Annotated in this window: 24 protein-coding genes, 1 tRNA gene and 1 pseudogene; 16 read left to right on the top strand and 10 right to left on the bottom strand. The window is 57.9% G+C overall.

What is annotated here, in order from left to right:
• Positions 1 to 37 precede the first annotated feature (37 nt).
• Complete coding sequence (gene rfbC, locus V6F91_RS14865) at positions 38 to 583, bottom strand: dTDP-4-dehydrorhamnose 3,5-epimerase (protein ID WP_034151902.1); 546 nt, start codon at positions 581 to 583, stop codon at positions 38 to 40.
• A 166-nt stretch (positions 584 to 749) separates the two neighbouring features.
• On the opposite strand from rfbC, the gene V6F91_RS14860 reads away from it, so the two are divergent.
• From V6F91_RS14860 to V6F91_RS14820, 9 genes are all read left to right on the top strand, one after another.
• Positions 750 to 3,662 carry an aminotransferase gene (locus V6F91_RS14860; RefSeq protein ID WP_332765636.1) on the top strand — a complete coding sequence of 971 codons (2,913 nt, stop codon included), beginning with the start codon at positions 750 to 752 and terminating at the stop codon, positions 3,660 to 3,662.
• 304 nt (positions 3,663 to 3,966) lie between these two features.
• Positions 3,967 to 4,845, top strand: a complete 879-nt coding sequence (aguB, locus tag V6F91_RS14855; RefSeq protein ID WP_332765634.1) for an N-carbamoylputrescine amidase — start codon at positions 3,967 to 3,969, stop codon at positions 4,843 to 4,845.
• Positions 4,846 to 4,850: 5 nt separating this feature from the next.
• Complete coding sequence (gene aguA / locus V6F91_RS14850) at positions 4,851 to 5,957, top strand: agmatine deiminase (RefSeq protein WP_090288348.1); 1,107 nt, start codon at positions 4,851 to 4,853, stop codon at positions 5,955 to 5,957.
• Positions 5,958 to 6,203: 246 nt separating this feature from the next.
• On the top strand, positions 6,204 to 6,416 hold the full coding sequence (locus V6F91_RS14845) for a hypothetical protein (RefSeq protein WP_332765631.1): 213 nt from the start codon (positions 6,204 to 6,206) through the stop codon (positions 6,414 to 6,416).
• Between the two features lie 453 nt (positions 6,417 to 6,869).
• Positions 6,870 to 8,156 carry an OprD family porin gene (locus V6F91_RS14840; protein WP_332765629.1) on the top strand — a complete coding sequence of 429 codons (1,287 nt, stop codon included), beginning with the start codon at positions 6,870 to 6,872 and terminating at the stop codon, positions 8,154 to 8,156.
• Between the two features lie 230 nt (positions 8,157 to 8,386).
• Complete coding sequence (locus V6F91_RS14835; RefSeq protein ID WP_332765627.1) at positions 8,387 to 9,133, top strand: 2OG-Fe dioxygenase family protein; 747 nt, start codon at positions 8,387 to 8,389, stop codon at positions 9,131 to 9,133.
• A gap of 79 nt (positions 9,134 to 9,212) precedes the next feature.
• A complete protein-coding gene (locus tag V6F91_RS14830; RefSeq protein ID WP_093107005.1) occupies positions 9,213 to 9,590 on the top strand; it encodes a GNAT family N-acetyltransferase in 378 nt (125 codons plus the stop codon).
• The gene (locus V6F91_RS14825) at positions 9,587 to 10,303 is read left to right on the top strand and encodes an AzlC family ABC transporter permease (protein ID WP_332765625.1); all 717 of its coding nucleotides are present in this window, start codon (positions 9,587 to 9,589) and stop codon (positions 10,301 to 10,303) included. Before V6F91_RS14830 ends, V6F91_RS14825 begins: the two co-directional genes overlap by 4 nt.
• Positions 10,282 to 10,599: an AzlD domain-containing protein gene (locus tag V6F91_RS14820; protein WP_090288359.1), complete on the top strand. Its 318-nt coding sequence runs from the start codon at positions 10,282 to 10,284 to the stop codon at positions 10,597 to 10,599. Before V6F91_RS14825 ends, V6F91_RS14820 begins: the two co-directional genes overlap by 22 nt.
• On the opposite strand, the gene V6F91_RS14815 is transcribed toward V6F91_RS14820, so the two are convergent.
• Positions 10,516 to 11,442, bottom strand: coding sequence for a LysR family transcriptional regulator (locus V6F91_RS14815; protein WP_332765621.1), 927 nt, complete (start codon positions 11,440 to 11,442; stop codon positions 10,516 to 10,518). The two genes, V6F91_RS14820 and V6F91_RS14815, sit on opposite strands and share 84 nt — an antisense overlap.
• A gap of 444 nt (positions 11,443 to 11,886) precedes the next feature.
• Here V6F91_RS14815 and V6F91_RS14810 point away from each other — a divergent pair, with 444 nt between their 5' ends.
• The 6 genes and pseudogenes from V6F91_RS14810 to V6F91_RS14785 all read left to right on the top strand — a co-directional run bounded on the left by V6F91_RS14810 (position 11,887) and on the right by V6F91_RS14785 (position 15,383).
• Positions 11,887 to 12,396 (top strand): PBECR2 nuclease fold domain-containing protein, encoded by a 510-nt coding sequence (locus tag V6F91_RS14810; protein WP_332765617.1) that lies wholly within the window; start codon positions 11,887 to 11,889, stop codon positions 12,394 to 12,396.
• Positions 12,397 to 12,703: 307 nt separating this feature from the next.
• Positions 12,704 to 13,114, top strand: coding sequence for an MbcA/ParS/Xre antitoxin family protein (locus tag V6F91_RS14805; RefSeq protein WP_332765615.1), 411 nt, complete (start codon positions 12,704 to 12,706; stop codon positions 13,112 to 13,114).
• Between the two features lie 11 nt (positions 13,115 to 13,125).
• On the top strand, positions 13,126 to 13,791 hold the full coding sequence (locus V6F91_RS14800) for an RES family NAD+ phosphorylase (protein ID WP_423815335.1): 666 nt from the start codon (positions 13,126 to 13,128) through the stop codon (positions 13,789 to 13,791).
• An 84-nt stretch (positions 13,792 to 13,875) separates the two neighbouring features.
• The gene (locus V6F91_RS14795) at positions 13,876 to 14,301 is read left to right on the top strand and encodes a type II toxin-antitoxin system HicB family antitoxin (protein WP_332765610.1); all 426 of its coding nucleotides are present in this window, start codon (positions 13,876 to 13,878) and stop codon (positions 14,299 to 14,301) included.
• A gap of 104 nt (positions 14,302 to 14,405) precedes the next feature.
• Positions 14,406 to 14,504 (top strand): annotated as a pseudogene (locus V6F91_RS14790) (helix-turn-helix domain-containing protein); the annotation flags it as partial.
• Positions 14,505 to 14,741: 237 nt separating this feature from the next.
• Positions 14,742 to 15,383: a BRCT domain-containing protein gene (locus V6F91_RS14785; RefSeq protein ID WP_332765608.1), complete on the top strand. Its 642-nt coding sequence runs from the start codon at positions 14,742 to 14,744 to the stop codon at positions 15,381 to 15,383.
• A gap of 147 nt (positions 15,384 to 15,530) precedes the next feature.
• On the opposite strand, the gene V6F91_RS14780 is transcribed toward V6F91_RS14785, so the two are convergent.
• From V6F91_RS14780 to V6F91_RS14745, 8 genes are all read right to left on the bottom strand, one after another.
• Positions 15,531 to 16,688, bottom strand: a complete 1,158-nt coding sequence (locus V6F91_RS14780; protein ID WP_332765606.1) for an AAA family ATPase — start codon at positions 16,686 to 16,688, stop codon at positions 15,531 to 15,533.
• A gap of 222 nt (positions 16,689 to 16,910) precedes the next feature.
• A tRNA-Thr gene (locus V6F91_RS14775) sits at positions 16,911 to 16,986 on the bottom strand.
• A 75-nt stretch (positions 16,987 to 17,061) separates the two neighbouring features.
• Positions 17,062 to 17,898, bottom strand: a complete 837-nt coding sequence (locus tag V6F91_RS14770) for an FkbM family methyltransferase (RefSeq protein WP_332765604.1) — start codon at positions 17,896 to 17,898, stop codon at positions 17,062 to 17,064.
• Positions 17,899 to 18,242: 344 nt separating this feature from the next.
• Positions 18,243 to 19,478: a methyltransferase gene (locus V6F91_RS14765; RefSeq protein WP_332765602.1), complete on the bottom strand. Its 1,236-nt coding sequence runs from the start codon at positions 19,476 to 19,478 to the stop codon at positions 18,243 to 18,245.
• Positions 19,459 to 20,148 carry an ABC transporter permease gene (locus V6F91_RS14760; RefSeq protein ID WP_332765600.1) on the bottom strand — a complete coding sequence of 230 codons (690 nt, stop codon included), beginning with the start codon at positions 20,146 to 20,148 and terminating at the stop codon, positions 19,459 to 19,461. The genes V6F91_RS14765 and V6F91_RS14760 overlap by 20 nt, the downstream gene beginning before the upstream one ends.
• Entirely contained in the window at positions 20,145 to 20,840 is a 696-nt protein-coding gene (locus tag V6F91_RS14755; protein WP_090288376.1) for an ABC transporter permease, read from the bottom strand. Before V6F91_RS14755 ends, V6F91_RS14760 begins: the two co-directional genes overlap by 4 nt.
• Positions 20,841 to 20,917: 77 nt before the next feature.
• Positions 20,918 to 21,670 carry an ABC transporter substrate-binding protein gene (locus V6F91_RS14750; protein ID WP_093106037.1) on the bottom strand — a complete coding sequence of 251 codons (753 nt, stop codon included), beginning with the start codon at positions 21,668 to 21,670 and terminating at the stop codon, positions 20,918 to 20,920.
• Between the two features lie 13 nt (positions 21,671 to 21,683).
• On the bottom strand, positions 21,684 to 22,457 hold the full coding sequence (locus V6F91_RS14745; protein WP_039756564.1) for an ABC transporter ATP-binding protein: 774 nt from the start codon (positions 22,455 to 22,457) through the stop codon (positions 21,684 to 21,686).
• A 554-nt stretch (positions 22,458 to 23,011) separates the two neighbouring features.
• Between V6F91_RS14745 and gabP the strand changes: the two genes are divergently transcribed.
• Positions 23,012 to 24,403: a GABA permease gene (gene gabP / locus V6F91_RS14740; RefSeq protein WP_332765596.1), complete on the top strand. Its 1,392-nt coding sequence runs from the start codon at positions 23,012 to 23,014 to the stop codon at positions 24,401 to 24,403.
• Positions 24,404 to 24,495 lie beyond the last annotated feature (92 nt).

The raw sequence follows: 24,495 nt of genomic DNA, 5'->3' as shown, positions 1-24,495 counted from the left end.
GGTTGCGCCTGAAGTAACAGGCGCATTATGCCCGGCCTCAAGCGAAGACGTCAGCGTCCTTGAGCAGAGCAGCGGCCTGGTCCTTGGCCGACAGTTTCGGCGCTTCGTCCAGTTGCCAGTCGATGCCCAGCGCCGGATCGTCCCAGCGGATGCTGCGTTCGGACGACGGGTCGTAATAATTGGTGGTCTTGTAAAGAAATTCGGCGAACTCGCTCAACACCACAAAACCATGGGCAAAACCTTCGGGCACCCACAGCTGGCGATGATTTTCCGCCGACAGGCGCACCGCCACCGATTTGCCGAAGTGCGGCGAGCTGCGACGAATATCCACGGCCACGTCCAGCACCTCGCCGACCGTCACCCGAACCAGTTTGCCCTGGGTGTTCTGCAGTTGGTAATGCAGGCCACGCAGCACGCCTTTTTGCGAGCGCGAATGGTTGTCCTGGACGAATTGCGTATCGAGGCCGGTCGCGTCCTGGAACGCCTTGGCGTTGAAACTCTCGTAGAAGAAACCGCGCTCGTCACCAAACACCTTGGGTTCGATGATCAGAACACCGGGCAGATCGGTGGTGATTACATTCATGAGGATTTCCGTAGTCAGGTGTGAATGGCCGCCATTCTTGCGCAAAGTGCCGGATGGCGCGAGTGCTGGCATTCAATTCGCCGTGAAGCCTTTGTGCGCTTGGGGGTTGCGCAACCTTTGAAGCAATGGCGATATAAGCGCCTAATAAAATTTCAGGGGTCGTTCCATGCCGCTAGCCACGTTGATTCACCGCGCCAGTTTGCCCAGCCCGCAGGTTTCGCAGGCGCAAGCGCAGCAATGGCTGGCGGAGCATTACGGGCTCAGCGGCGCACTGCACGCACTCGGCAGTCAGCAGGATCTCAATTACCGTGTCGACAGCCCGCGTGGGCGCTTTGTGATGAAAGTCTGTCGGGGTGATTACGCACTGCTGGAGCTGCAAGCCCAGCACGCGGGTCTGAAATATCTGGCCGAGCACTCGGCGATTACGGTGCCGCGCGTCATTGCAGCGAGAAACGGCGAGGACTTGCTGACGCTGCAGGCCGACGGTGAAGCGGTGCACGTGCGGCTGCTCGATTACATCGAGGGCCAGTCGCTGACGCATCTCGAGCATCTTGGCCACAAGGTAGTGGCAGACTTCGGCCGGCTGTGCGGTGAGATGGATTTAGCCCTCGCCGGATTCGACCATCCCGGCCTTGCGCGTACCTTGCAGTGGGACGCGCGCCACGCCAGCGCGCTGATTGCGCATCTCTTGCCGGTGATCAAGGACGAACAGCAACGCAAATTGATCGCCGAGGCTGCCGAACAGGCCGGGCGCCGTTTGCAGCCGCTGCAAGACAAACTGCCGGTGCAGGCGATCCACATGGACATCACCGATGACAATGTCGTCTGGACGCGCAATGCCCAGCGTCACTGGCTGTTGCAGGGCGTGATCGATTTCGGCGATCTGGTGCGCACCTGGCGCATCACCGATCTGTCAGTCACTTGCGCCGCGTTGCTGCATCACGCCGACGGCGATCCGTTTGTCATCCTCCCGGCGGTGCAGGCCTACCATGCGGTCAATCCGCTGCAATATGAAGAATTGCAGGCGCTGTGGCCGTTGATCGTCGCGCGCGCGGCGGTGCTGGTGCTCAGTGGCGAGCAGCAGGTCAGCATCGATCCAACGAATACCTACAGCCGCGACAACCTCAGCCACGAGTGGGAAATTTTCCATGTCGCCACTTCGGTGCCGTTGGCGCTGATGGAAGCGGCGATCCTGACCTCGTTGGGGCACAGCCTGCCGGCGATCAACAGTGGCGATTTTGCAGCGCTGCTGCCAAGCCTGGTCGGACGCGAGTTTGCCCTGATCGACCTGGGTGTACTGAGCCCGCATTTCGAGGCCGGCAACTGGCAGCAAACGGGTATTGATCAGCGTCTGTTGGACGAAGCCGCGGCCGTGCATGGCCTCGCGGCGAGCCGTTATGGTCAGTATCGGTTGTCCCGTACACAGCCTGACAGCGCCGTCGAGCCGCAGACTTTCCCGTTGCACGTTGAACTGCGTGTTCCCCATGGCAGCGTCGTGCAAGCGCCGTTCGCCGCTGTCCTGCGCGAGACGGCTGACGGCGCGCTGTGTCTGGACAGCCCGCTGCTCAGCGTACGTCTGTGGGGCGTGACGGCCTCGTTGCCAAGCGGTTCGACGCTGGCCAAAGGTCAGGCGCTGGGTTCGGTCAGCGGCCCGTTGATGGTGCAATTGTGCCGAGACGCAATGGTGCCGGCGCCGTTGTTTTGCAGTCCTTCGCGGGCAGCCGCTTGGCAGGCTCTGTGCCCGTCGCCGGCCACGGTGCTGGGGCTGGCCTGTGATGCCGAGCCGGAACTGGACGGCAAAACCCTGCTCGAACGCCGCGATGCCAGTTTCGCCCGCACGCAAAAACACTATTACGTCGACCCGCCGCGTATCGAGCGCGGCTGGCGCAATCATCTGATCGACATGCACGGTCGTTCCTATCTCGACATGCTCAACAACGTCGCGGTGCTCGGTCACGGTCACCCGCGCATGGCGGCGGTGGCGGCGCGGCAGTGGTCGCTGCTCAACACCAATTCGCGGTTCAACTATGCGGCGGTCGCCGAGTTTTCCGAACGCCTGCTGAAGCTGGCGCCGGAGGGCATGGACCGGGTGTTTCTGGTCAACAGCGGCAGCGAGGCCAACGATCTGGCGATTCGCCTGGCCTGGGCCTACAGCGGCGGGCGCGACATGCTCAGCGTGCTGGAGGCCTACCACGGTTGGACGGTCGGCGCCGATGCGGTATCGACTTCGATCGCCGACAACCCCAAAGCCCTCGAAAGTCGCCCGGACTGGGTGCATCCGGTGACCGCGCCAAATACTTATCGTGGTGAATTCCGTGGTCTCGATTCAGCGCCGGATTACGTGCGCAGCGTCGAACAGCAGTTACACAAACTGGCTGAGAAAAAGCGCCAATTGGCCGGGTTCATTTGCGAGCCGGTGTACGGCAACGCCGGTGGCATCTCGCTGCCGCCGGGGTATCTGCAACAGGTCTATGCATTGGTGCGCGCCCGAGGCGGCGTGTGCATCGCCGATGAAGTGCAGGTCGGTTACGGGCGCATGGGCCATTTCTTTTGGGGCTTTGAAGAACAGGGCGTGGTGCCGGACATCATCACCATGGCCAAAGGCATGGGCAACGGCCAGCCACTGGGCGCGGTGATCACGCGGCGGGAAATCGCCGAGGCGCTGGAGGCCGAGGGCTATTTTTTCTCATCCGCAGGGGGTAGCCCAGTCAGTTGCCAGATCGGCATGGCAGTGCTGGATGTCATGGAAGAAGAAAAACTCTGGGAAAACGCCCAGGTGGTCGGTGGCCATTTCAAGGCGCGGCTCGAAGCGTTGATCGATAAACATCTGCTGGCGGGAGCGGTGCATGGTTCGGGGTTTTATCTGGGGCTTGAACTGATCCGCAACCGCGACACGCTGGAACCGGCGACCGAAGAGACCGCGCTACTGTGTGATCGCCTGCGTGAGCTGGGCATCTTCATGCAGCCGACCGGAGATGATCTGAACATTCTCAAGATCAAGCCGCCGATGGTCACATCGCGCCAGAGCGTGGATTTCTTCGTGGACATGCTTGACCGGGTGTTCAGCGAAGGCCTGTAAATATTGCAGATCCCCTGTGGGAGCGAGCCTGCTCGCGAAAGCTATCGATCAATCGACATCGTTGTTGACTGTGAGATCGCCTTCGCGAGCAGGCTCGCTCCCACAGTTATTTTAGGTTGTAAGTTCGATTTATATCGGTATTTTGTGGTTTTATTTAGACGTATGGCGTTTATAGTGCTTCTAAAGCCGATATTTATCGGCTATAAAGTCGCCATTGCTCCGGCATGGCGATTTCTTGTCCGGCGCGCGCGTTTACTTTTCGGTCGACTTTCCGACCGTCGAAGCACCTGCCCGGAGATGATTCATGAGCCGTATCGTTACCGTTGCCGCCACTCAAATGGCCTGTTCGTGGGATCTGCACGCCAACCTCGAAATCGCTGAAAGACTGGTGCGTGAAGCTGCTGCCAAAGGCGCGCAGATCATCCTGATTCAGGAGTTGTTCGAGGCGCCGTACTTCTGTCAGAAGCCCAACCCGGATTACCTGCAATTGGCGACGACGGTCGAGGACAACGTTGCGATCAAGCATTTCCAGAACATCGCCAAAGAGCTGCAAGTGGTATTGCCGATCAGCTTCTACGAACTGGCCGGCCGCGCGCGGTTCAACAGCATTGCGATCATCGATGCCGACGGCAGCAACCTCGGGATTTATCGTAAGAGCCACATTCCGGACGGCCCTGGCTATCACGAGAAGTACTACTTCAACCCCGGCGATACCGGTTTCAAAGTGTGGAACACCCGCTACGCGAAAATCGGCGTGGGTATCTGCTGGGACCAGTGGTTCCCGGAAGCGGCACGTAGCATGGCTTTGCAGGGCGCGGAGATCCTGTTCTACCCGACCGCAATCGGCAGCGAACCGCACGATCAGACGATTTCCTCGCGCGACCATTGGCAGCGTGTGCAACAGGGCCATGCCGGCGCCAACCTGATGCCGCTAGTCGCCAGCAACCGCATCGGCCGCGAAGAACAGGACGGCTATGACATCACGTTCTACGGCTCATCATTCATCGCCAACCAGTTCGGCGAAAAAGTGCAGGAGCTGAATAAAACCGAAGAAGGTATTCTTGTGCACACTTTCAACCTCGACGAGCTCGAACACATTCGCAGCGCGTGGGGTTCATTCCGTGACCGCCGTCCGAACCTGTACGGTGCGTTGAAAACCCTCGACGGTTCCCTGGAGTCCTGATCCCGATGACCACCTTGAAAAGTACCCCGCGCGCCGACGGCTTCTACATGCCGGCCGAGTGGGCAGCGCAAACCCAGACCTGGATGATCTGGCCCGAGCGCCCGGACAACTGGCGGCTGGGCGGCAAACCGGCGCAGGCCGCCCACGCCGCGGTGGCCAAAGCCATCGCCCGTTTCGAACCGGTGACGGTCGCCGTGTCTGCCGGCCAGTATGAAAATGCCCGCGCGCGCCTCGACGTACCGAATATCCGCGTCGTCGAGATGTCCAGCGACGATGCGTGGGTGCGCGACAGCGGCCCGACGTTTGTCATCAATAACAGCGGTGAAGTGCGCGGCGTGAACTGGGATTTCAACGCTTGGGGTGGCTTCGATGGCGGCCTGTATGCACCGTGGAATCGTGATTCGCAGGTCGGCGGCAAGATCCTCGAGATCGAACGCAGCCCGCGTTACCGCACCGAAGGGTTTGTGCTGGAGGGCGGTTCGATTCATGTCGACGGCGAAGGCACGCTGATCACCACTGAAGAATGCCTGCTCAACCGTAATCGCAATCCACACCTGAGCCGTGAAGAAATCGAAGCGGTGCTCAGCGCCAATCTGGCTGTGGATAAGATCATCTGGCTGCCGGACGGTCTGTTCAACGATGAAACCGATGGCCATGTGGATAACTTCTGCTGCTACGTGCGCCCGGGCGAAGTGTTGCTCGCCTGGACTGACGATCCGCAGGATCCGAACTACCCGCGCTGCCAGGCTGCAATGAACGTGCTGCAAAGCAGCACCGACGCCAAGGGCCGCCCGTTCACGGTGCACAAGATGCCGATTCCGGGGCCGCTGTATGCGACCGAGGAAGAGTGCGCCGGCGTCGATCCGGTGGACGGCACCCAGGAGCGCAACCCGTCAGCGCGCCTGGCCGGTTCCTACGTCAACTTCCTGATCGTCAACGGCGGCATTATCGCGCCGAGCTTCGACGATCCGATGGATGCGCCAGCGCGGGAAATCCTGCAGAAGCTGTTCCCGCAGCACGAAGTGGTGATGGTGCCGGGCCGCGAACTGTTACTGGGCGGCGGCAATATTCACTGCCTTACCCAACAACAACCGGCGCCGCACAAAGAATGAGTTGAGTCGTAACAGCCTGAGTTGGCAGGAAAAAAAGCCTGACGTTTTTTAACGTAGCGGTCAGGAACCCAAAGCCCGCGGCCCAAAAGGACCGCGGGCTTTTTTTGCCTGCGCCGCTCACCCGGGCCGAAACCTTGGCATAGCTCTTGTATTGTTTCTGTTGCACTAGGGAGGGAGAAGAACTTCAACAGTTCTGTCATGAATCTTGGATAACGTAGCCGCTCACGAACGGGAGAGAGCGCTGAAATGAACGCCGAAGTGAACGTAATCAGCGAGCGGACTTTGCATCCCATGGCCGTTAACGGCGAAACGCTTAAGCGTGTGGCGCACTGGTTGAAATCCAATGGAACGCGTCAGATCAGAGAGCCTGATCCGCGCCGGATGATGATCGAGCGCTATCCGGCTGACCTGTTCAGCGATGCCGAACTGGATGCGTTGTGGGCTGTGATGGAAGGATAAGAAAGACAACAGGGACTGGAAAAAGCGCTGCCGGGAAGGCGGCGCTTTTTTATGCCCGACCCAAAACGAGTGCAGGAATGAGCCTGCTCGCGATAGCGGTATGCCAGTCGACGATATTTGCAACTGACAGACCGCTATCGCGAGCAGGCTCACTCCTACAGTTCAAAACTACCTGTCTAACCCTCGTTTTCTGCAACAGCGGAGCTAAGAATTTGCGTTTCTTAGACGATTTCTGCCTATTTAAAGACGATTCTTGAAATTGACACACTGTTCAGGGCGCGGCTACGATTCGGCCCAACGCCTGTGGCTAACCGCCATGACTCAAAACAAGGAGCAGGCCCGCCATGACTTATCGTCGGCGGGTCTTTTTGTTTCGGGGTGAATACAAGAGTGCAAAAGCGCCGTTTCAGCCGTTCGACACAGCGCGTTTCAACCCGTAATAAGGAAAACAAAATGTTGAACAAGCGAATCAGTCTGATCGCACTGGGGATGTTGAGTGCTACACAGGCCATGGCTAACGACCAGGCCGAATCCAAGGGTTTCGTTGAAGACAGCAGCCTGAAAGTGCTGTTGCGCAACGCCTACATCAATCGTGATTACAAGGACGGTCGTGCGGACAAAGCCGAGTGGGGTCAAGCGGCGATCGGTACGTTCTCGTCCGGCTTCACCCAAGGCACCGTGGGTGTCGGTGTCGACGCGTTTGGTCTGTACGCGCTGCGTCTGGACGGCGGCAAGGGCCGCACTGGCGCGCAAGGTATCGACTTCTTCAAGCAGGAAAACGACGGTCGCGCGGCCCATGACATCGCCAAGGGCGGCGCAGCGGTCAAATTCCGGGTGTCCAACACTGTGCTGACTTACGGTGACCAGATGCCGGCCCTGCCGGTGCTGAGCTACGACAACGTGCGTCTGCTGCCGGAAAGCTACACCGGTACTTTGATCACTTCCCGTGAAATCAAAGGCCTGGAACTGAACGCCGGGCGTTTCACCGCCGAATCGCGCAAGAGCGATGAAGGCCGTGACAGCGGTGGTCTGAAAGCGATCAACGTGTTGGGCGGCAGCTATCAGTTCACCGAACACTTCAAGGGTGCGCTGTACGCCTCCGACGTTGAAGACGTTTTGAAGAAACAGTACGTGAACGCCAACTACGTGATTCCGTTTAACAAGGACCAGTCACTGACCCTGGACTTCAACGGCTATCGCACCAAGCTCGACAACTCGTACGTTCGCGAAAACGGTGTTACCGGCGACGACAACAAGATCTGGAGCCTGGCAGCGACTTTCGCCACCGGCCCGCACTCGTTCACCGTGGCGCACCAGCGTTCTACCGGCGACAGCAACCTCGGTTACGCCTATGGCGGTTACCAGAAAGATCAGGGTCGTGTCGGCGACGGTGGTAACTCCATCTACCTGGCCAACTCCTACTGGTCCGACTTCAACGCCGAAGACGAACGTAGCTGGCAGTTGGGCTACGGCCTGGACTTCGGTTCGTTTGGCGTTCCGGGTCTGAGCTACAACTTTGCCTACGTGCGTGGCGACAACATCACCACGTCGACCAGCGAAGGCGGCACCGAGCGCGAGATCTTCAACCAGTTCAAGTACGTCGTGCAAAGTGGCCCGGCCAAAGACCTCAGCGTGAAATTGCGCAGCTCGATCCTGCGGGTTTCGCAGAAATCCAGCGAATACAACGTCAGCGGCAACGAGCTGCGTGTATTCGTCGATTACCCGATCAACATCTTCTGATGACCGGGCAGCTGTAACGAAAATGAGAAAACCCCGATTCGCTCGGGGTTTTTTTTCACCGGTTTTTCGACGAAAACCGGAAAAACCCGTGTTTTTGTCATGTAAAAGTTGCTTTTCAAGCGCTGCAAACGCCGTTTCAAACAGCGCTTCAAATGCCTGAAATTCTTTCTCATGGACGCAAATTCTCCACCTAATAGATTAGGCCGCTCAACGCAGCGGAGATTTGAGTAATGATCGTTTTGAATAGAGAAGTGGGCGAATCGCTACGGCGCGACAAATATGTCAACGTCCAGGGTGGTGACTTCAATCTCTACGGTCATTTTGCCGACTTCGTCAGATTGACCAAAAGTTGGGAAAACATGGAGCCTGACAGTTACTACGGTCAGGCCGAAGCCGGCATGCGTTACCGTCGTTACAGCGACTTCGAATACAACCCGAAGACTCGCGAACTGAAGCAACTCGAACATCGTGCTTACGTGCAGTCGAAGGAAAACAATGCCTATGTCGGCGGCGTCGTGCGGCACTTCCAGGATTTCTCTGAAGAAGTGATGAATTCGCCGGTGATGCGCAGCCTGATCGACACGGACTTCGAAGTGTATAAAAGCGTACTGCCGGAAGAGCTGCACGATGACATCTGGCAGTGCCAGATCCATCAGATCCGCATCGAGATCAAACCCGGCAAACAGCTGGAAATCACCCCGGAAGGCATCCACTGCGACGGCTACCCGTTCAGCGGTGTGCACTTCTGGGGGCGCAATAACGTCGAGGGTGCGGAGAGTCGGCTGTATGACATCCACGAGCATCAACTGGCGTCGACCACTTACCAGGAAATTCTCGACACCACGTATTTCCTCGACCGTGACATGCGCCATTACGTGACCCCGGCGCGCAATACGCACACCCATGCCATGGCATTCCGGCAGATTCTGGCGATTTCCTTCTCGCGGCCCGGGACCGCTTTCGACATTGTTCGCTAATCAGATCACCCCAATCGATGGCGTCGAATGCTCGACGCCCGTAGTGCTGCGCCGCGCCACCGCCAAGGATGCGCAGCGCATGGAGCGCTTCTTCCGTCAGTTCGACGAAGTGTCCTTCTGCGAATGGCAGGACGCCAAATGCCTGCGCGGCGTATTGATCCAGAAAACCACCACGGCCTATCTGGCCTTCGACATTGCCGGCGAAATCGTCGGCGCGGTGCTGGGTGGCATGCTCGGCAGTCGCGGCACCATCAATCATCTGGCGGTCAGTCCTCGTTATCGCAGCCAGGGCGTCGGTCAACGCCTGGTTGAAGCGGCGTCATCCGACATGAAACGGGTCGGGGTGTTGCGGATGTTTCTGTTCGTCGACGATGCTAACCTCGCGGGCAAGCGTTTTTGGGCCGCCCAGGGTTTTTGCGAGCCTCACGGCGAACGGACATTTGAGAGGGACCTATGAATGAAACGTCCGGCAGTGCGCCGTTGATGGCCGAACATCAGCCGTCGCGCACGTTTGCCGAAGCCAGCCCGGTGGTCGCCGGGTATTTCACGGTGGCGTTCGTGTTCGGCCTGATGGCCGTGAATGCCGGGCTGCCGATGTGGCTGCCGGTAGCTATGTGCTTGTTCGTCTATGCCGGCGCTTCGCAATTCGCCGCGCTGGCGCTGATCTCCAGCGGCGCATCGCTGACCACCATCGTGCTGACGACTTTTCTGATCAATGCGCGGCACATGCTGATGTCGGTGTACATGGCTAAGGCCTTGCGTGCGCTCGGCCTGAGCCGCTTGGAGCGCTGGTGCTACGCCGGTGGCCTGACCGATGAATCCTTTGCGTTCCACAGCGTCAAGCTCGGCACTGGCGCCCCGGTCAACGTGCGTTATCTGATTGGCTTCAACCTGTTCTGCCACACCTCTTGGGTGCTCGGTGGCCTGCTCGGCGCGGTGTGTGCGCAATACGCCGCGCACCTGATCAAATATCAGCTGGACTACGCCCTCACGGCGATGATGCTGTATGTGCTGGTATCGCTGTGCAACACGCGCAACAAACTCATCGCTGCCGCCGCTGCGGTAGTTTGCATGGGCGCGTTGAGCCTGATGGGCAGCTCGCCGTTCAATGTGTTTATCGCCACGTTTGTGGGCTGCGGAGTCGGTGTATGCCTGACCAAACGTTCCTGATACTGGTGGTGGCGCTGATGATGGCGGTAACGTTCCTGCCACGCGCGCTGCCGCTGCAGATCAACACCGAACACTGGCCGCCGTTTATCGCGCGGGCGCTGGAATACTTGCCGGTGGCGATCGTCGCCGCGATCAGCCTGACCCCCTTGTTGATCAAGGACCGGCAGATACAGCTCGATCGCCCGGAATTCTATGCCGCGATTCCGACCCTGCTATGTGCGTATTTCAGCAAAAACCTCTTTCTCAGTGTGGCGGTGGGGACGGCCGCGTACATTGCGCTCGGCTCGTTCATGTAACGGCAAGTCGACGACATCGCTCAACGCCTGGCTCGACAACTCCGGATTGTTCACCGCCAGGCGCACTTCGAGGAAATCCTCGAAACCGGGGAAAATCGTCAGGCCGTTTTTCTGCGCGGCCTCACGCGAAACCATGCCCACCGCGTCCATCTGCGTGATCAACGACAGCGTCAGGGTTTCACTGCACGAATAAACCATGCGCTGACCATTCTCGTGATTGCCCAGCCCGGCATCGAGAAAGCGCAAAAAGCTGTGGGAATACGGACAATCTTCCGCAGGACGCACCTGAAACTTGTTGCCCAGCAACGTCAGCGGATCGTTTTCCTGGCCACAATGCGCACCGACCACCTGGACCTGCACGTCCGGCAGCACAATGCTCGGCAAGCCCGGGCGCTGCGGACCGATCAATACCGCTAGGTCGAAATCCTCATTTTTCAGCTTGCTGAGATTCTCCATCGACTCGGCGTAGCTGAACTCCATCTGATAATCCGGAAACACCTCGATCAGCCGCCCGATCATGCGCCGGTTGAAGTCAGGCGCCAGGGTATTGTTCAACGCCACCTTCAACGTGCGCTGGCCCGGAACTTTCAAGGCCTCGACTTTTTCTTCCATCTGTCGCGTCGCAATCAACACTTTGTCGATGTAAGGCGTGAGCTCGGTGCCCTGCGGCGTCAGCGTCAGACCTTTGTTGGAACGTCGAAACAAACGAAAACCGAACTGTTCTTCGACCTTGTTCAACTGCGCGGCCAACGCCTGCACGGTCAGACACGAATGCTCCGCCGCCGCCGACAACGAGCCGGTCTGCACGATGCGCATCAGGTTGCGTAAGGTTCTGCTATCCATGGGTAATGCCCTCTGAAGTGGGCTGGGTATTGTTGTTTACGAGACGACCGAACCGGCGCCATATGCTGGCTATATTCCCGTACCTGAGCATAGTTGTCGCGGACTTGGTAGCGAATTGATTTCCCCGCCGATGGCTGGAGGCTGACAGAGGATCGGGGTTTTTGGTGGGGTGGGGGTGATGGGGGTCAAGAAAGTCGATGTCTCGAGTGCGACTGAAACGGTTTTTTACGCGCAAGGATTACAGCATTTCGAGTTTTTTCCCACACCGATACGTCGCTGTTTTGTATCTCTGACGGAAGCGTCCTATCGAAAAAAGCGAACGGGCTGATTTACCGCCAAAGCAAAAATAGCTGGAATGTCAGGCAGTTATTTTTCGGGACTTTTAGTCCGAGGCGATGGATATCCAGGCAATGCCGGCATCCGCGAAGCTAGCGAGTCGATGCCATGGGTTTGCAGGTAAGCAGGGCGTTACCCGATCAAAAAAACTGGAAAGACCTAGGGTTGCCGGACATTCGAGATATTGACCCAGAACTACTGTTTTCTTCGGTGAGTGAATTACCGAGTGCATCGAGCCTGAATGCAGCGTGGGAGCAAGTAGCCAGAGGCTTTGGTCTTGATCATGGTCTAGACGCCGTTCTGATCGAAACGCCTTACGAGCCGATTCTGGTGAAGCGTGAACATTTGCTTCATGCGGTGGAAAAGCGCCCGAATGCGCGTGAGCGGTTCACCTTATTTGCACGAGATACCCTGACGAAACCCTTTGAGATATGGAAGGTTCGCTACGACGACGCTTCGTTTCGACTTTCCTTCATCGGGGCCTACGACACTAAATATCAGATGCTGGTAGTGATCCACATCGAGCGCGGAAACGTGCTGTGGAATTTCATGAACTGCGACAGGAAAAGCTTGAACAAGCATCGGCACGGTGAACTGTTATATCAGCGTTACGAATAGCAAAAACGAAAAAGGGCAGCCGTTTAAGGCTGCCCTTTCATGTATGTCGCTTGATATTGTGCTCCCTCAAGCAGGGGAGAAGAGGTCTCACCCGAGCGCTGATTTTCAGGTCATCAACGGGGTTCCTAACGCCGACTATAGCCACCTGAAGGCAGTCGGTTTCGCGCTCTTGGGCTCGATTTTGTGCTGGAAACACTGAGGTGTCAACCTGAGGTTTAGAATTAAAATTCCGTATGTGGACCATTCAATTGAATCTATTCATATTTGTACTAAGCTCACTTTGCTGATCAGCCACGAAGGATTAGACATGCCGACCTCTTCCACAGCCCTTACACCCCGGGAACAACTCGACGCCCCCGAAGCCGGCCGCGTTGCGCTGAAGTTTTTCTTCAACCTCATGGAGCACTGGGGCTGCAGCGCCGAGCAGCAACGCACCTTACTTGGCGGCGTCGGCAATACCACGTTCTACAAATACAAACACCTGCCGCCTAACATCCGTTTGCCTCATGATACCCTTGAGCGCATTTCATACCTGATGGGCATTCACAAGGCGTTGAGCATCATCTTCAGCAACAGCCGCGAACGCGCTTACACCTGGGTCAGCAGCCCGAACACGGCAGCACCATTCAATGGCAAGACGGCGCTGGATTACATGCTGGCGGGGAGGGTGATCGACATCGCCGATGTGCGCCGCTACCTCGACGGAGTGCGCGGTTGAAGACCCCGGCGCTGGTCGATGTGCCGTGGCCGCGGGCGTATCGCATCGTCAACAGCAGCTTCCCGCCGATTGCCCTCTTCGAAGACGTGCTCGACCCCGAAGACCTCGAAATCGCCTACGCCATCGAAGCGCTGACCAACGATCGCCTGATCGAACAGGCCGGCGTACTCGCCCGGGTACGCCCTGAAGATCGCCTGTCCGGCCCCGGCTCCAGCCCGGTAATGGCCGCCTTCACCCACGTCGGCAAACGCAGCCGTTTCAGCGACGGCACCTTCGGCGTCTACTACGCCGCGAGCAGCCAGGCAGCGGCGATTGCCGAGACCTGTTTTCATCAGGAGCGTTTTCTCGCTGCGACGCAGGAAGCCGACCTTGAGTTGACCATGCGCACTTACGTCAATCGAGTGGTCAAGCCGCTGCATGATGTTCGCCAAGGCTTCGAAAGTCTGCATCAGCCTGACCCGGAAGCTTACGGCCCATCGCAAGCGTTCGCGCGGCAGCTGCGCGACGCCGAGTCGTGGGGCTTGCTCTATAACAGCGTGCGATTGGCTGGGCACGAGTGTATTGCAGCGCTTCGGCCGCCGGCGGTTTCGATTCCGAAGCAGGGGAAGCATTTGCGGTATGTGTGGAATGCGAGCGAGCGCAAGATTTCGATTGTGTTTGAGATTAATCAGGTTTGAGAAATGAAATGCCTTGCGTCAAAACGATAACGGAACAGCTGGTGTTCAATTGAGGCCTCGGCTGTACACATGAGAGGAAGCGTGATGTTCGAATACGCCTTGGATGTTCACGAAGAGCCGGGAAGCGTCTGGCTGACTTGTGCTGCTATTCCAGAGATGCACGCTGTCGGCGACACTCTGGGGGAGGCATTGGCTACCGCCATCGATGCGATTGAGACGGCATTTTCCATCTATGTGGATGATCGCCGGTTGATCCCAACTGCTCACACAGAAGAGCAGGAAAACGGTGTTGTATTGCGCCTTCCTGCACTGACTGCCGCGAAAGTTGCGCTTTGGAATTCGCTATTGGAGTCAGGTGTAAGCAAAGCCGAACTGGCGCGTCGTCTTGGTGTGCAACGGCCCCAGGTCGATCGGCTAGTTGATTTCCTGCACCACTCTAAAATCGAGAATGTCGAGCGCGCCTTGCAGCAGTTAGGGCGGCGGATTTCTTTATCGGTGGAGGCGGCGTAGTTCAGCATTTACATTGGAAGGATCGTCATCTGAAGCAGTTCGGAGCGCAGCGTCCAAATATGACGCGGTCTCTGTTCACAAGCGACTTGTAAAAGGGAGAAACGATGGACCGTGAGAAAGAACAATTTCAGCAGGATTTGCTGGAGTCTGTACGGCAAATGAATACTGGAAAAGCTGCACGCGTCACCGAAGTGACGCTTTCACCACCAGTCGGAACACCAGATAATGCGGGTGAAGTATCCACACCCGAGAATTAACAAAGCCCCTGCATTTTCCGTAAGGGCTTCGCTTTGTATGGGAAAGCAGGGCCGGGGCCAGATCTATTTTTTCTCATTTCAAAAGCGGTGTCTGCGCGCAGTGATGCTAGCTTTGAATACCACATCAACTTGCTTGCATATGCTTCGGTATCGAGCCAGTGCACTATTCAAGGAAAGCGCGTAATGGATCTACACCGTGAGTTTGAGAACAGCCAATTCTTCCACCGATCCCGTATCGATCGTCGCGCCGCCGATGCTTTGGTCGGGTTGGCCGCTGGGATTACAGCCGACGGTATCGTGAACATCACTGAGGCGGTTTTTCTAAAGCAGTGGTTGGAGGACAATCTCGCTCATTTGAACGACCCGGTGATCAATCTGCTCTATTCGCGTTTGGCGTGCATGCTTCAGGACAATGCTCTAGACGTGGATGAGTCCCAAGAGCTGCTGAACATTCTGCGTAGTTTCTCTGGAGTGGGTATTGAGAGGCCGAAGGATGGCGGTACTGCGGCCATTACTCCTACAGATCTTCCTTTCAACTCACCGGTCCCCGATCTGGTTTGGGATGGCCGAATGTTCGTCTTTACCGGCGTGATGGCCTTCGGGCCGCGTAAGGATTGCCAGGCGCTGGTCGAAGAGCGAGGCGGTCTGATTGGGGGCAGCATCAGTAAAAAGGTGCATTACCTGGTGGTTGGTAGCGTGGGTAATGAGCAGTGGCGCCATAGTACTTATGGAACGAAGATCATGAAGGCCGTCGAGCTGCGTGAGGCGGGAGCGTCGATTGCCATTGTGGGTGAGGATCATTGGCAGAAGATGCTATTTGGCTGAGGTTGTTTCGTTGTAGGTGGTTTGGGAAACACACCTTTGTTTTTGGCGCGTCGATCGTGTGCATCCATCATATCGCTGTGATCGCGCGAGTCGAAGGGCGCCAATCGTACTTGGCGCAAACCACAACGATGTGGACCAGCCCGTAACCTAACTCCCCTCTATCAAAGCCCGCTCTTCCAGCCAGATCTCTTGAACAAACTGATCTGTAATCGCATAAATTCCGTGCCCGCGTCGCATGATGATGTTCTCGGCAACCAGCGCAATCACCACTGGTTGAATCTCCTCGACACGCACCTCTCGCCCTACTGATTTTGAATACTCCGCCGCTGCGTCAGTGGAAAAAATACCCCGAGCGTCGCCTTCCGTTGAGGCGATTTTGTTGAAGATGGCTTGGGCCAGGCTGCCCAGTTGTTCGACTTTTTCCAGCTCAATGCTCGCCGCTGCCGAGCGTAACGTGCTGGCTATTACGGGCAGAAAAAGATCGGGTTCACCCTCTTGCTGCAATAGTTGACGCAGGGCTTTGAGCATCTCTTCAGGTCTGTTTCCCAAGGTATCGAACGCATCGATGGCGACTTCGAGGGAAGGCAGTTTCTCCTTTTTCACTGTCATTGCGAGTCGGTTGAGCAGGAATTCAACGTAATCGCCTTTGAGCAACGGGTAGGCGGCTGACGTGGCGCCGGAGAAGGCGTGGTTGCGTTTGGCGGTCAGTTCGCTGACTTGCGCCCTGTGGGAGCCGTTCCCGATGAACAGAAAATAGCCTGGTGTATGTGGGCGTGGGTTGATTGCGTCTCGAGCGGCTTTGAGCGCCAGCAATAACTGGTTGCCGTCATCGGAAGAAATGGCGTGTTGCACTTCATCGATGATCAATACCAGATCTGTCTTTGCTTGATCCACGACTTCTGTGAGTGCTTGCGCCAGTGTCGGTCCGTGGGCGCTGCCAATGCTGTCGAGTTTGAAGCCGAACTTGAATCCTGCGGCGCCAATTTCGACATTGCTGACGCGTCTGAATGTCTCTAGAACCGAGGAGCCCGGCGTTTGCAGATCTTTCAGGGTTTTTTGAATGGCGTTGTGCACGAGCGTGGCTGGGTTGGCGAGGGTGTCGCTCCACAAGTCAACGTAGATGACCAAAGCCCCCGCTTCCTCAAGGGCCGGGATAAGGTCATTCCTCAGGAACGTCGTTTTACCGGTGCGGCGCAAGCCAGATAGAAACAAGCCTGAACGCAGGCCTTCATCGAGCACGCCCGGGTTGAGAAGCTGATTTGCCATTGAGTCTGCCAATTCTGGACGCTGAAAAATGCTACTCATGCGATTACACCTTTTTATGTGTACGCCATAATTATTGCTATTTCATAATTTAGCATAAAGACAGAAAGCTGCTTGCGACAAAACGCTTAGCTTTGACAGGGGAGGAGAACGGGTGAGTTGCTTGAAGTCCTAGAGGGCAGAACATACAAATGGGGGTGTGCTAAATAATAAAACCCCAGAAACAACGAAGCCCCTGCATTTCTGCAGGGGCTTCGTTTTGTATGGTGCCGGCACCAGGAGTCGAACCCGGGACCTACTGATTACAAGTCAGTTGCTCTACCAACTGAGCTATACCGGCGTGTGGGCGACGATTATAGCGATTGGGAAGATCCTGTAAACCCCTGAATTCAGACTATTTTTGCGTTGTCGCAACTCAGGCTCTGCGCAGTACGTTTCGCAGCTTCTGCACGGCTCGCACTGTGCGGCTGTTTTGCAGTGTATGCAGTTGGCTTTCAGCCTGTTCGGCGCGGTGCAGGGCGTCGGCGAGTCGTTTGGCGGTGTCGGGTGCGTCGACGCTGAGCGGATGCGCAAGGGCGTGGCCGCGGCAGAGCTGGAAATTGTCGAGGGTGCAGGGTGGAATCTCGAACGCCGGTTTGAGGTTGAGGTGCTCGTCGGCGAGGAACCAGGTGTTGAGGCCGTCGAACATGACGGACTGATAGCCGGCGTCGGTGACCAGGTGCTCCCAGGTGGGGTCGCGTAGCCATGGGGTTTCGATCAGGATGATCCATGGGCGAAAGCGGCTGAAGTCCATGCCGCGCAGGACGGTTTCTTCGTGGCCTTCGACGTCGATCTTGAGGAAGTGGATGGGCCGGTCGGCGGCGTGTTGTTCGCAGATCGAGGTGAGGGTGCGGGCCTCGACCGTGAGATCGTGCACGTTCATGCCGAGATCTTTGCGTTGCTGGGCAACGACGGGGTCGGCGGTGGACAGGCCGGTGTCCGGGATGCCGTAGAAGGTTACGGCGCCGGGCTGGTCGCTGGCGATGCATTGCACGGTGGTGTCGCGCGGGCGTTGCTGGCGGAGCGCGTCGTAGTAATTCTGCATCGGTTCGACGTTGATGCCGTGCCATCCATGATCGTAGAACGCTTTGGTGACCGAGTCGTGGCTCGGGTCGTTGGCGCCGACGTCGATGTAGAAACCGTGTTCGAACTGCTTGAGCGCGCGCCACAGGCGGACGTCTTCAAAGTTCTGTGCATAAGAGATGAACGTCACGGTCGCTTCCTGTCGGTCGGTTTTTATTGTTCAGGCATGTGCCGGCGAGGCGGTGAGGCCTTGTATAGCAAGGCTGGCAGATGCTCGCAACTATTCGCTTTGGATGCCCGGAATTCGGCGGTTATGCCGTTTTGATTGACGGCTTATGCACAACGCGAAGCCTTGATCGTCTGCTTAGGCCGGTTTTCTAGCAGGAATTCTCATTTTGTATGCAAATCGCTGTTTTGCCGGTTTTTTATTTATGTGAACAAAAAATGACCACAGCATCAGACAGGTCGAAACATGCGGATATGTTGGATCCACGAAAATTTCATCAACAGAGTTATCCACAGGTTGACGGGCTGTTATTCGCGCTCGGCCAAGAGCAGCAAGTTACGCGGCGTCAGCGGCGTTTCGCAGAAAGTGCCGAGACGAACGGCATAGCCTTGTTCGACCAGAAAAAGCGCTCGATCCAGATTCAGCCATAGCTCTAGTGGTCGGCGGAATAGCCCGCGCAGTAATTCCAGGTTTCTGACTTCAGCCAGTCGCTGCCAGCCGGCGGCTTCCAGACTAGCCCAATCCGTCGAGCCGACTGTGGATAAGTTTTTGAGTGCTGCCAGATCGCGGCAATAATCGGAGAACGGTTTATCCAGCCAGGCGCTCGGCAATGACGGGGTGGGCAAGTATTCGTCGACGCCGCGCAACTGCCGTTGCAGCAAGTCGAAGGCCAGGCGTCGCGCCATCGAGGTGTCGCGCTGGCGTCGGACCCGTGCACCAGCGGTGACGGTTTCGCTCATGGGCAGGGCCAGATCTTCCAGCGATAGCCGTAGGAAAGATCGCAGGCCGGGCGACGACAATGCCTGATATTCGCTGTGATCGGTGCGGTTATAGCAACACGGCGCAATCGCCATCTGCTGGCACCCGGTCGCGCTGGCCAGTTGCATCAAGCGGACATGCAGATCGCCGCAAGCGTGGAGCGCGACGGGGGTGTGCGCAGCGTTCAACACGGCGGATGCGTCGGCCGCCAGCGCGTCCTGTTCGATGTGCAGAGCATGCAAATGGTGACGCTGACTCAATGCCTGACCGCTGGCGACCAGCGCAGGATCGTACTCAATACACGTCAGTTGCTGTTTTGCGTTGAGCAACCGCCGGCCCAGATGACCTTTGCCCGAACACCAGTCCAGCCAATGCGTCGGCGGCAATGAAAAAGCCAAACGGCTGGCAAACGCCTCGATCTGTTGCCATTTGCGCCCCGGTACATCGACATTCAATCGATGGCCGGCAGTTTCCAGCGCATGCCCCGGCAGCGAACCGACTGCGCTCAATTTCGCCGATAACGTTGCCAATGAGGCAAACGGTTCAGGCGCATCGGCAAGGTCAGCGGGTTGGTTATGAGCGTTCTCTGCGTCGTCCAGTGACCGCCCGCGTAGCCATGAAGCCAATTTGGGGTAGGACACTTCCCAAGGAAGCGAAAGATGAGTGAACGGACGAGGTTTCCAAAGCGCCTGATGTTCAATCAAAAAGGCATCCAGCGCGGTGAAGCGGGCGAGTAGGCCCTCGCCCGTCAGCACGCCGGAAGATTCAGCGGCCCTGACAGGCATCGACGCGCAACCAGCGCTCCAGCAGCTTGAAGCCGCGCACCAGCACGTAGGCCATGACCAGATAGAACACGCCGGCGGCGAAGAAGATCTCCACCGGCAAATAGGTGCGGGCAATGATCGTGCGCGCCATGCCGGTCAGCTCGAGCAAGGTCACGGTGCTCGCCAGCGCGCTGGCCTTGAGCATCAGGATCACTTCGTTGCTGTAGGCCGGCAGGCCGATGCGCGCGGCACGGGGCAGGACGATGTAGAACATTGCTTTGGGTCTGGACATGCCCAAGGCCCGCGCGGCTTCGATCTCGCCGGGTGGAATCGCCTGAATCGCGCCGCGCAGAATCTCGGCAATGTACGCCGCCGTGTGCAGCGTCATGGTCACGGTCGCACACCAGAACGGATCGCGCAGGTACGGCCACAACGCGCTTTCACGCACCGCGTCGAACTGCGCCAGGCCGTAATACACCAGGAACAGTTGCACCAGCAGCGGCGTGCCACGGAAAAAGAAGATGTAGGCGTAAGGCAGCGAGCGCACGTACCACCGCTTCGAAGAGCGGGCGATGCCCAGCGGAATGGCGAGCAGCAAGCCGGCGATTACCGCAATGGCGACGAGCTCCAGCGTCAGAGTAGCGCCTTGCGCCAGTTTCGGCAGCCACTTGATGATCACTTCCCAGTTCATTGGGCGCTCCTCGCAAAGCCGCGCGCGGCGCGTTTTTCCAGGAAGTGCATGCCGGTCATCGCCAGCACCGTCAGGCCCAGATACATGACGGCAGCGACCATATAAAAGGTGAACGGCTGTTTCGACACGGTCACGCCGATCTGTGCGTGACGCATGATTTCTTCCAGGCCGATCACCGAAACCAGCGCGGTGTCTTTCATCAGGATCATGAACAGATTGCCCAGGCCCGGTAGGGCGATGCGCCACATCTGCGGCATGATCAGGCGGGTGAAGATCCGCCATTTCGACAGGCCCAGGGCCTGGCCGGCCTCACGATGGCCCTTGGGAATGGCGAGGATCGCGCCGCGAAACACTTCCGTCGCGTAGGCGCCGAAGCACAGGCCCAGGGCGATCACGCCGGCGGCGAAGGCATTGAGTTGCAGGTCGGGGTTGCCAAAGTACTCGCCGAGGGCGCGCATCAGGTTGACCGTACCGAAGTAGATCAACAGCACCCAGAGCAATTCCGGAACGCCGCGTACCAGCGTCGAATAAGTGCCGCCAAGCCATTGCAGCGGCTTGTACGGGGAAGTCTTGGCCAAGGCGCCGAGCAGGCCGAGCACCAGGCCCAGGCACAAGGCGGTGAGCGCCAGTTGGACGGTCATCAGCGCGCCGGCAGCAAGCGCCGGGCCGAATCCGTAGAGGTCGATAATCATGGATTTCTGTTCAAATTGCGGCAGGCAAAGTCGGGAGCCGGCGCCGCTTGGTCACAGCGCCAGTCCCACAGGTCAGATCAATAGATGCTGAACGGGAAGTACTTGTCGTTGATTTTCTTGTAGGTTCCGTCAGCGACGATTTCCTTTAGCGCGGCGTTCAGCTTGTTGCGCAGTTCGTTGTCACCCTTGCGCACGGCGATGCCGATCTTGTCACTTTCGACGACCGGGTCGCCCTTGAACTCGTAGTTCTTGCCAGCGTCGGTTTTCAGCCAGTCGTAGTTGGCGTATTTGTCGGCGAGGATTGCGTCGACACGACCGGAGGTCAGGTCGAGATAGGCGTTTTCCTGGGTGTCGTAGAGGCTGACCTTGATGTCGTCACCGTAGGTGTCTTCCAGCCAGGTACCGGCCAGGGTCGCACGCTGGGTACCGATGGTCTTGCCTTTGAGCGAGTCCTTGTCGGTTTTGAAATCGACGTTTTTCGGCGCGATGAATTGCAGCTTGTTCGAGTAGTACGGGTCGGTGAAGTCCACAGCGCCCTTGCGCTCTTCGGTGATCGACAGCGAGGAGATCAGGAAGTCGAACTTCTTCGCGTTGAGGGCCGGAATGATGCCGTCCCAGTCGGAGGTAACGACAGTGCACTCGACTTTCATCTTCGCGCACAGGGCATCGCCGATTTCCTTGTCGAAACCGACAACCTGGCCACTAGCGTCTTTGTTGTTGAACGGCGGGTAGGCCGCTTCGATGCCCATCTTCAGGGTTTCAGCCATGGCACCGGCGCTGAACGCCAGGGTGACGGCGGCAGCGAGGAAGACCTTTTTGAAATTCTGCATGCATGTTGCTCCGTTAGCGGTTGCTGGACATGAATTGTTTGCAGCGCGCCGAAAGCGGGTTTTCGAACACCTGCTGTGGCGATCCTTGCTCTTCTATAAGGCCCTGATGAAGGAACACCACTTCGCTGGAGACCTGACGGGCGAAGCCCATTTCATGGGTCACGAGCAGCATGGTGCGGCCTTCTTCGGCCAATGCGCGGATGACACTAAGTACTTCCTGAACCATTTCCGGGTCAAGCGCGGAGGTGGGCTCGTCGAACAGGATCACCTTCGGCTGCATCGCCAATGTGCGGGCGATGGCCGCGCGTTGTTGCTGACCGCCGGACAGTTGCGCCGGATAGGCGTGGCGCTTGTCGGCGATGCCGACCTTGGCCAGCAGCGCTTCGGCGACTTCGATGGCTTCGGCTTTGCTTTGGCCGAGCACGCGGCGTGGGGCTTCGATGACGTTGTCGAGCACGCTCATGTGCGGCCACAGATTAAAGTTTTGAAATACAAAACCAATCTCGGAGCGCAGGCGATTGATCTGTTTGCCGTCGGCGGCAACCAGTTCGCCGTTCTTCGCGGCTTTGAGCTTGAGTTCTTCCCCGGCCACCAGAATCTGGCCCTGGTGCGGGTTTTCCAGCAGATTGATGCAGCGCAGGAAAGTGGACTTGCCGGAACCGGAGGAACCGAGGATCGAGATCACGTCGCCATCGCGGGCGGTCAGCGATATGCCTTTGAGCACCTCAAGCTGTCCGTAGCGTTTGTGCAAGTTGCGGATTTCCAGCGCGGGCGTGGCCTCAGCCATGTGCGTTCCTCATATATGTTGCGCTCCTGCTGTTGGCGGGCCTTCCAGGCGAGGCGGCCAAGCTAGCATAGCGTTTCAATGACAGCCAACAGCGCTACGAGCGGTAATCGGGTGGCCTGTGGCAGGGTGTCGCATCGGCGCAGCAGACTGTCGCCCCATCAACAACCGAACGGGTGTTTGATCAAGCACGCCCGTGGGTGTCGCGTAAAAAAAGGCGCGATGTTGCCAGCTTTGGAGGGGTGTTGGAAGCGCTATCCGGCCGAACGTTGCTGATTCGCCCTTTTTCTGTGCGTTGCCGACTTTTTGTGTGTGTTTCTGGTGCGCGGATTCGTCCTTAAAGTGAGTCGCAGGGTAACGCTCTGGCGAATAGCCATTAAACTCAAGGACTTGCGTCGAGCATAGAAGGCGCCTGTGAGCCCCCGCCACCCAAGGGCATGAAATATTTTGGCGCAAATCTTGCGTGCAGAATAAGGAACAGCCCGTTGGATTCTTTTTACGAGAAAGAATTTTCAGACCGGCCGGATGCACCCGCTTTCCTTGCAAAGGTAGTCTCTATGAGCAGTACCCCAAGCTCCAATGGCCTCGAACAGGGGCTCAAACCGCGTCATGTGACCATGTTGTCGATCGCCGGTGTGATCGGCGCCGGTCTGTTCGTTGGCTCCGGCCACGCCATCGCTGCCGCCGGCCCGGCCGTGCTGCTGGCTTACGCTGCTGCCGGTACGTTGGTGGTGCTGGTGATGCGCATGCTCGGCGAAATGGCCGTCGCCTCGCCGGACACCGGTTCTTTCTCGACCTACGCCGACCGCGCGATCGGACACTGGGCCGGTTTCACCATCGGCTGGTTGTACTGGTGGTTCTGGGTACTGGTGATTCCACTGGAAGCCAACGCCGCGGCGACCATCCTGCACGCGTGGTTCCCGGGCGTGGACATCTGGGCGTTCGCTCTGGTCATCACCCTGCTGCTGACCGTGACCAACCTGTTCAGCGTGAAGAACTACGGTGAGTTCGAGTTCTGGTTCGCGTTGATCAAAGTGTTGGCGATCATCGGTTTTATCGCTCTAGGCCTCGCCGCCATTTTCGGCTTCCTGCCGACCAGCCAGGTCAGCGGCGTTTCGCACCTCTTCGACAGCGGTGGCTTCCTGCCCAATGGCATGGGCGCCGTGCTGGGCGCGATCCTGACCACCATGTTTTCGTTCATGGGGACTGAAATCGTCACCATCGCGGCGGCGGAATCGAAAGACCCGGGCAAACAGATCTCCAAGGCCACCAACTCGGTAATCTGGCGGATCGGCCTGTTCTATCTCGTGTCGATCTTCATCGTCGTGGCGCTGGTGCCGTGGAACGATCCTACGCTGGCCAACCTCGGTTCCTACCAGACCGTGCTCGAGCGCATGGGCATCCCGAACGCCAAGATGATCGTCGACATCGTCGTGCTGGTGGCGGTGACCAGTTGCCTGAACTCGGCGTTGTACACGTCTTCGCGCATGCTGTTCTCGCTCGGCAAGCGCGGCGATGCCCCGGCGATGTCGACCCGCACCAACAAGAGCGGCACGCCTTACTGGGCAGTCATGTTGTCGACCGGCGCAGCGTTCCTTTGCACCTTCGCCAACTATGTCGCTCCGGCAGCGGTGTTCGAGTTCCTGCTGGCGAGCTCCGGCGCCATCGCCCTGCTGGTCTACCTGGTGATCGCCTTCTCGCAACTGCGCATGCGCAAGCAGCGCGTGGCACGCGGCGAGAAAATCGTCTTCAGCATGTGGCTGTTCCCGGGCCTGACCTACGCGGTGATCATCTTCATCATCGCGGCCCTGACCATCATGCTGTTCCAGGAAGCCCACCGTGTGGAAATTCTCGCCACAGGCCTGCTGAGCTTGCTGGTGGTGGCTGCCGGCCTGCTGGTATCGCGTCGTCGCAAGCTGGAAAAACGTGGTGCGGTGGTGTTGAACTGAGTCGCAACGCGTGATGTGAAAACGGCCGCTGTCAGGGATGACTAGCGGCCGTTTTATTTACAAGTCGGATGATGGTTGCCTTGGATCCTGAT

Source organism: Pseudomonas koreensis (genome assembly GCF_036668835.1).
In the GTDB taxonomy this organism is placed as follows: Bacteria; Pseudomonadota; Gammaproteobacteria; order Pseudomonadales; family Pseudomonadaceae; genus Aquipseudomonas; species Aquipseudomonas koreensis_I.
Note: the sequence above shows the minus strand (reverse complement) of the source record. Positions and strands in the feature narration are given on the sequence as shown.

Bases quoted from the DNA above. Each gene is read 5' to 3' on its own strand.
- rfbC (WP_034151902.1), bottom strand. From the start codon at position 583: ATGAATGTAATCACCACCGATCTGCCCGGTGTTCTGATCATCGAACCC.
- V6F91_RS14860 (WP_332765636.1), top strand. From the start codon at position 750: ATGCCGCTAGCCACGTTGATTCACCGCGCCAGTTTGCCCAGCCCGCAG.
- aguB (WP_332765634.1), top strand. From the start codon at position 3,967: ATGAGCCGTATCGTTACCGTTGCCGCCACTCAAATGGCCTGTTCGTGG.
- aguA (WP_090288348.1), top strand. From the start codon at position 4,851: ATGACCACCTTGAAAAGTACCCCGCGCGCCGACGGCTTCTACATGCCG.
- V6F91_RS14845 (WP_332765631.1), top strand. From the start codon at position 6,204: ATGAACGCCGAAGTGAACGTAATCAGCGAGCGGACTTTGCATCCCATG.
- V6F91_RS14840 (WP_332765629.1), top strand. From the start codon at position 6,870: ATGTTGAACAAGCGAATCAGTCTGATCGCACTGGGGATGTTGAGTGCT.
- V6F91_RS14835 (WP_332765627.1), top strand. From the start codon at position 8,387: ATGATCGTTTTGAATAGAGAAGTGGGCGAATCGCTACGGCGCGACAAA.
- V6F91_RS14830 (WP_093107005.1), top strand. From the start codon at position 9,213: ATGGAGCGCTTCTTCCGTCAGTTCGACGAAGTGTCCTTCTGCGAATGG.
- V6F91_RS14825 (WP_332765625.1), top strand. From the start codon at position 9,587: ATGAATGAAACGTCCGGCAGTGCGCCGTTGATGGCCGAACATCAGCCG.
- V6F91_RS14820 (WP_090288359.1), top strand. From the start codon at position 10,282: ATGCCTGACCAAACGTTCCTGATACTGGTGGTGGCGCTGATGATGGCG.
- V6F91_RS14815 (WP_332765621.1), bottom strand. From the start codon at position 11,442: ATGGATAGCAGAACCTTACGCAACCTGATGCGCATCGTGCAGACCGGC.
- V6F91_RS14810 (WP_332765617.1), top strand. From the start codon at position 11,887: ATGGGTTTGCAGGTAAGCAGGGCGTTACCCGATCAAAAAAACTGGAAA.
- V6F91_RS14805 (WP_332765615.1), top strand. From the start codon at position 12,704: ATGCCGACCTCTTCCACAGCCCTTACACCCCGGGAACAACTCGACGCC.
- V6F91_RS14795 (WP_332765610.1), top strand. From the start codon at position 13,876: ATGTTCGAATACGCCTTGGATGTTCACGAAGAGCCGGGAAGCGTCTGG.
- V6F91_RS14785 (WP_332765608.1), top strand. From the start codon at position 14,742: ATGGATCTACACCGTGAGTTTGAGAACAGCCAATTCTTCCACCGATCC.
- V6F91_RS14780 (WP_332765606.1), bottom strand. From the start codon at position 16,688: ATGAGTAGCATTTTTCAGCGTCCAGAATTGGCAGACTCAATGGCAAAT.
- V6F91_RS14765 (WP_332765602.1), bottom strand. From the start codon at position 19,478: ATGCCTGTCAGGGCCGCTGAATCTTCCGGCGTGCTGACGGGCGAGGGC.
- V6F91_RS14760 (WP_332765600.1), bottom strand. From the start codon at position 20,148: ATGAACTGGGAAGTGATCATCAAGTGGCTGCCGAAACTGGCGCAAGGC.
- V6F91_RS14755 (WP_090288376.1), bottom strand. From the start codon at position 20,840: ATGATTATCGACCTCTACGGATTCGGCCCGGCGCTTGCTGCCGGCGCG.
- V6F91_RS14750 (WP_093106037.1), bottom strand. From the start codon at position 21,670: ATGCAGAATTTCAAAAAGGTCTTCCTCGCTGCCGCCGTCACCCTGGCG.
- V6F91_RS14745 (WP_039756564.1), bottom strand. From the start codon at position 22,457: ATGGCTGAGGCCACGCCCGCGCTGGAAATCCGCAACTTGCACAAACGC.
- gabP (WP_332765596.1), top strand. From the start codon at position 23,012: ATGAGCAGTACCCCAAGCTCCAATGGCCTCGAACAGGGGCTCAAACCG.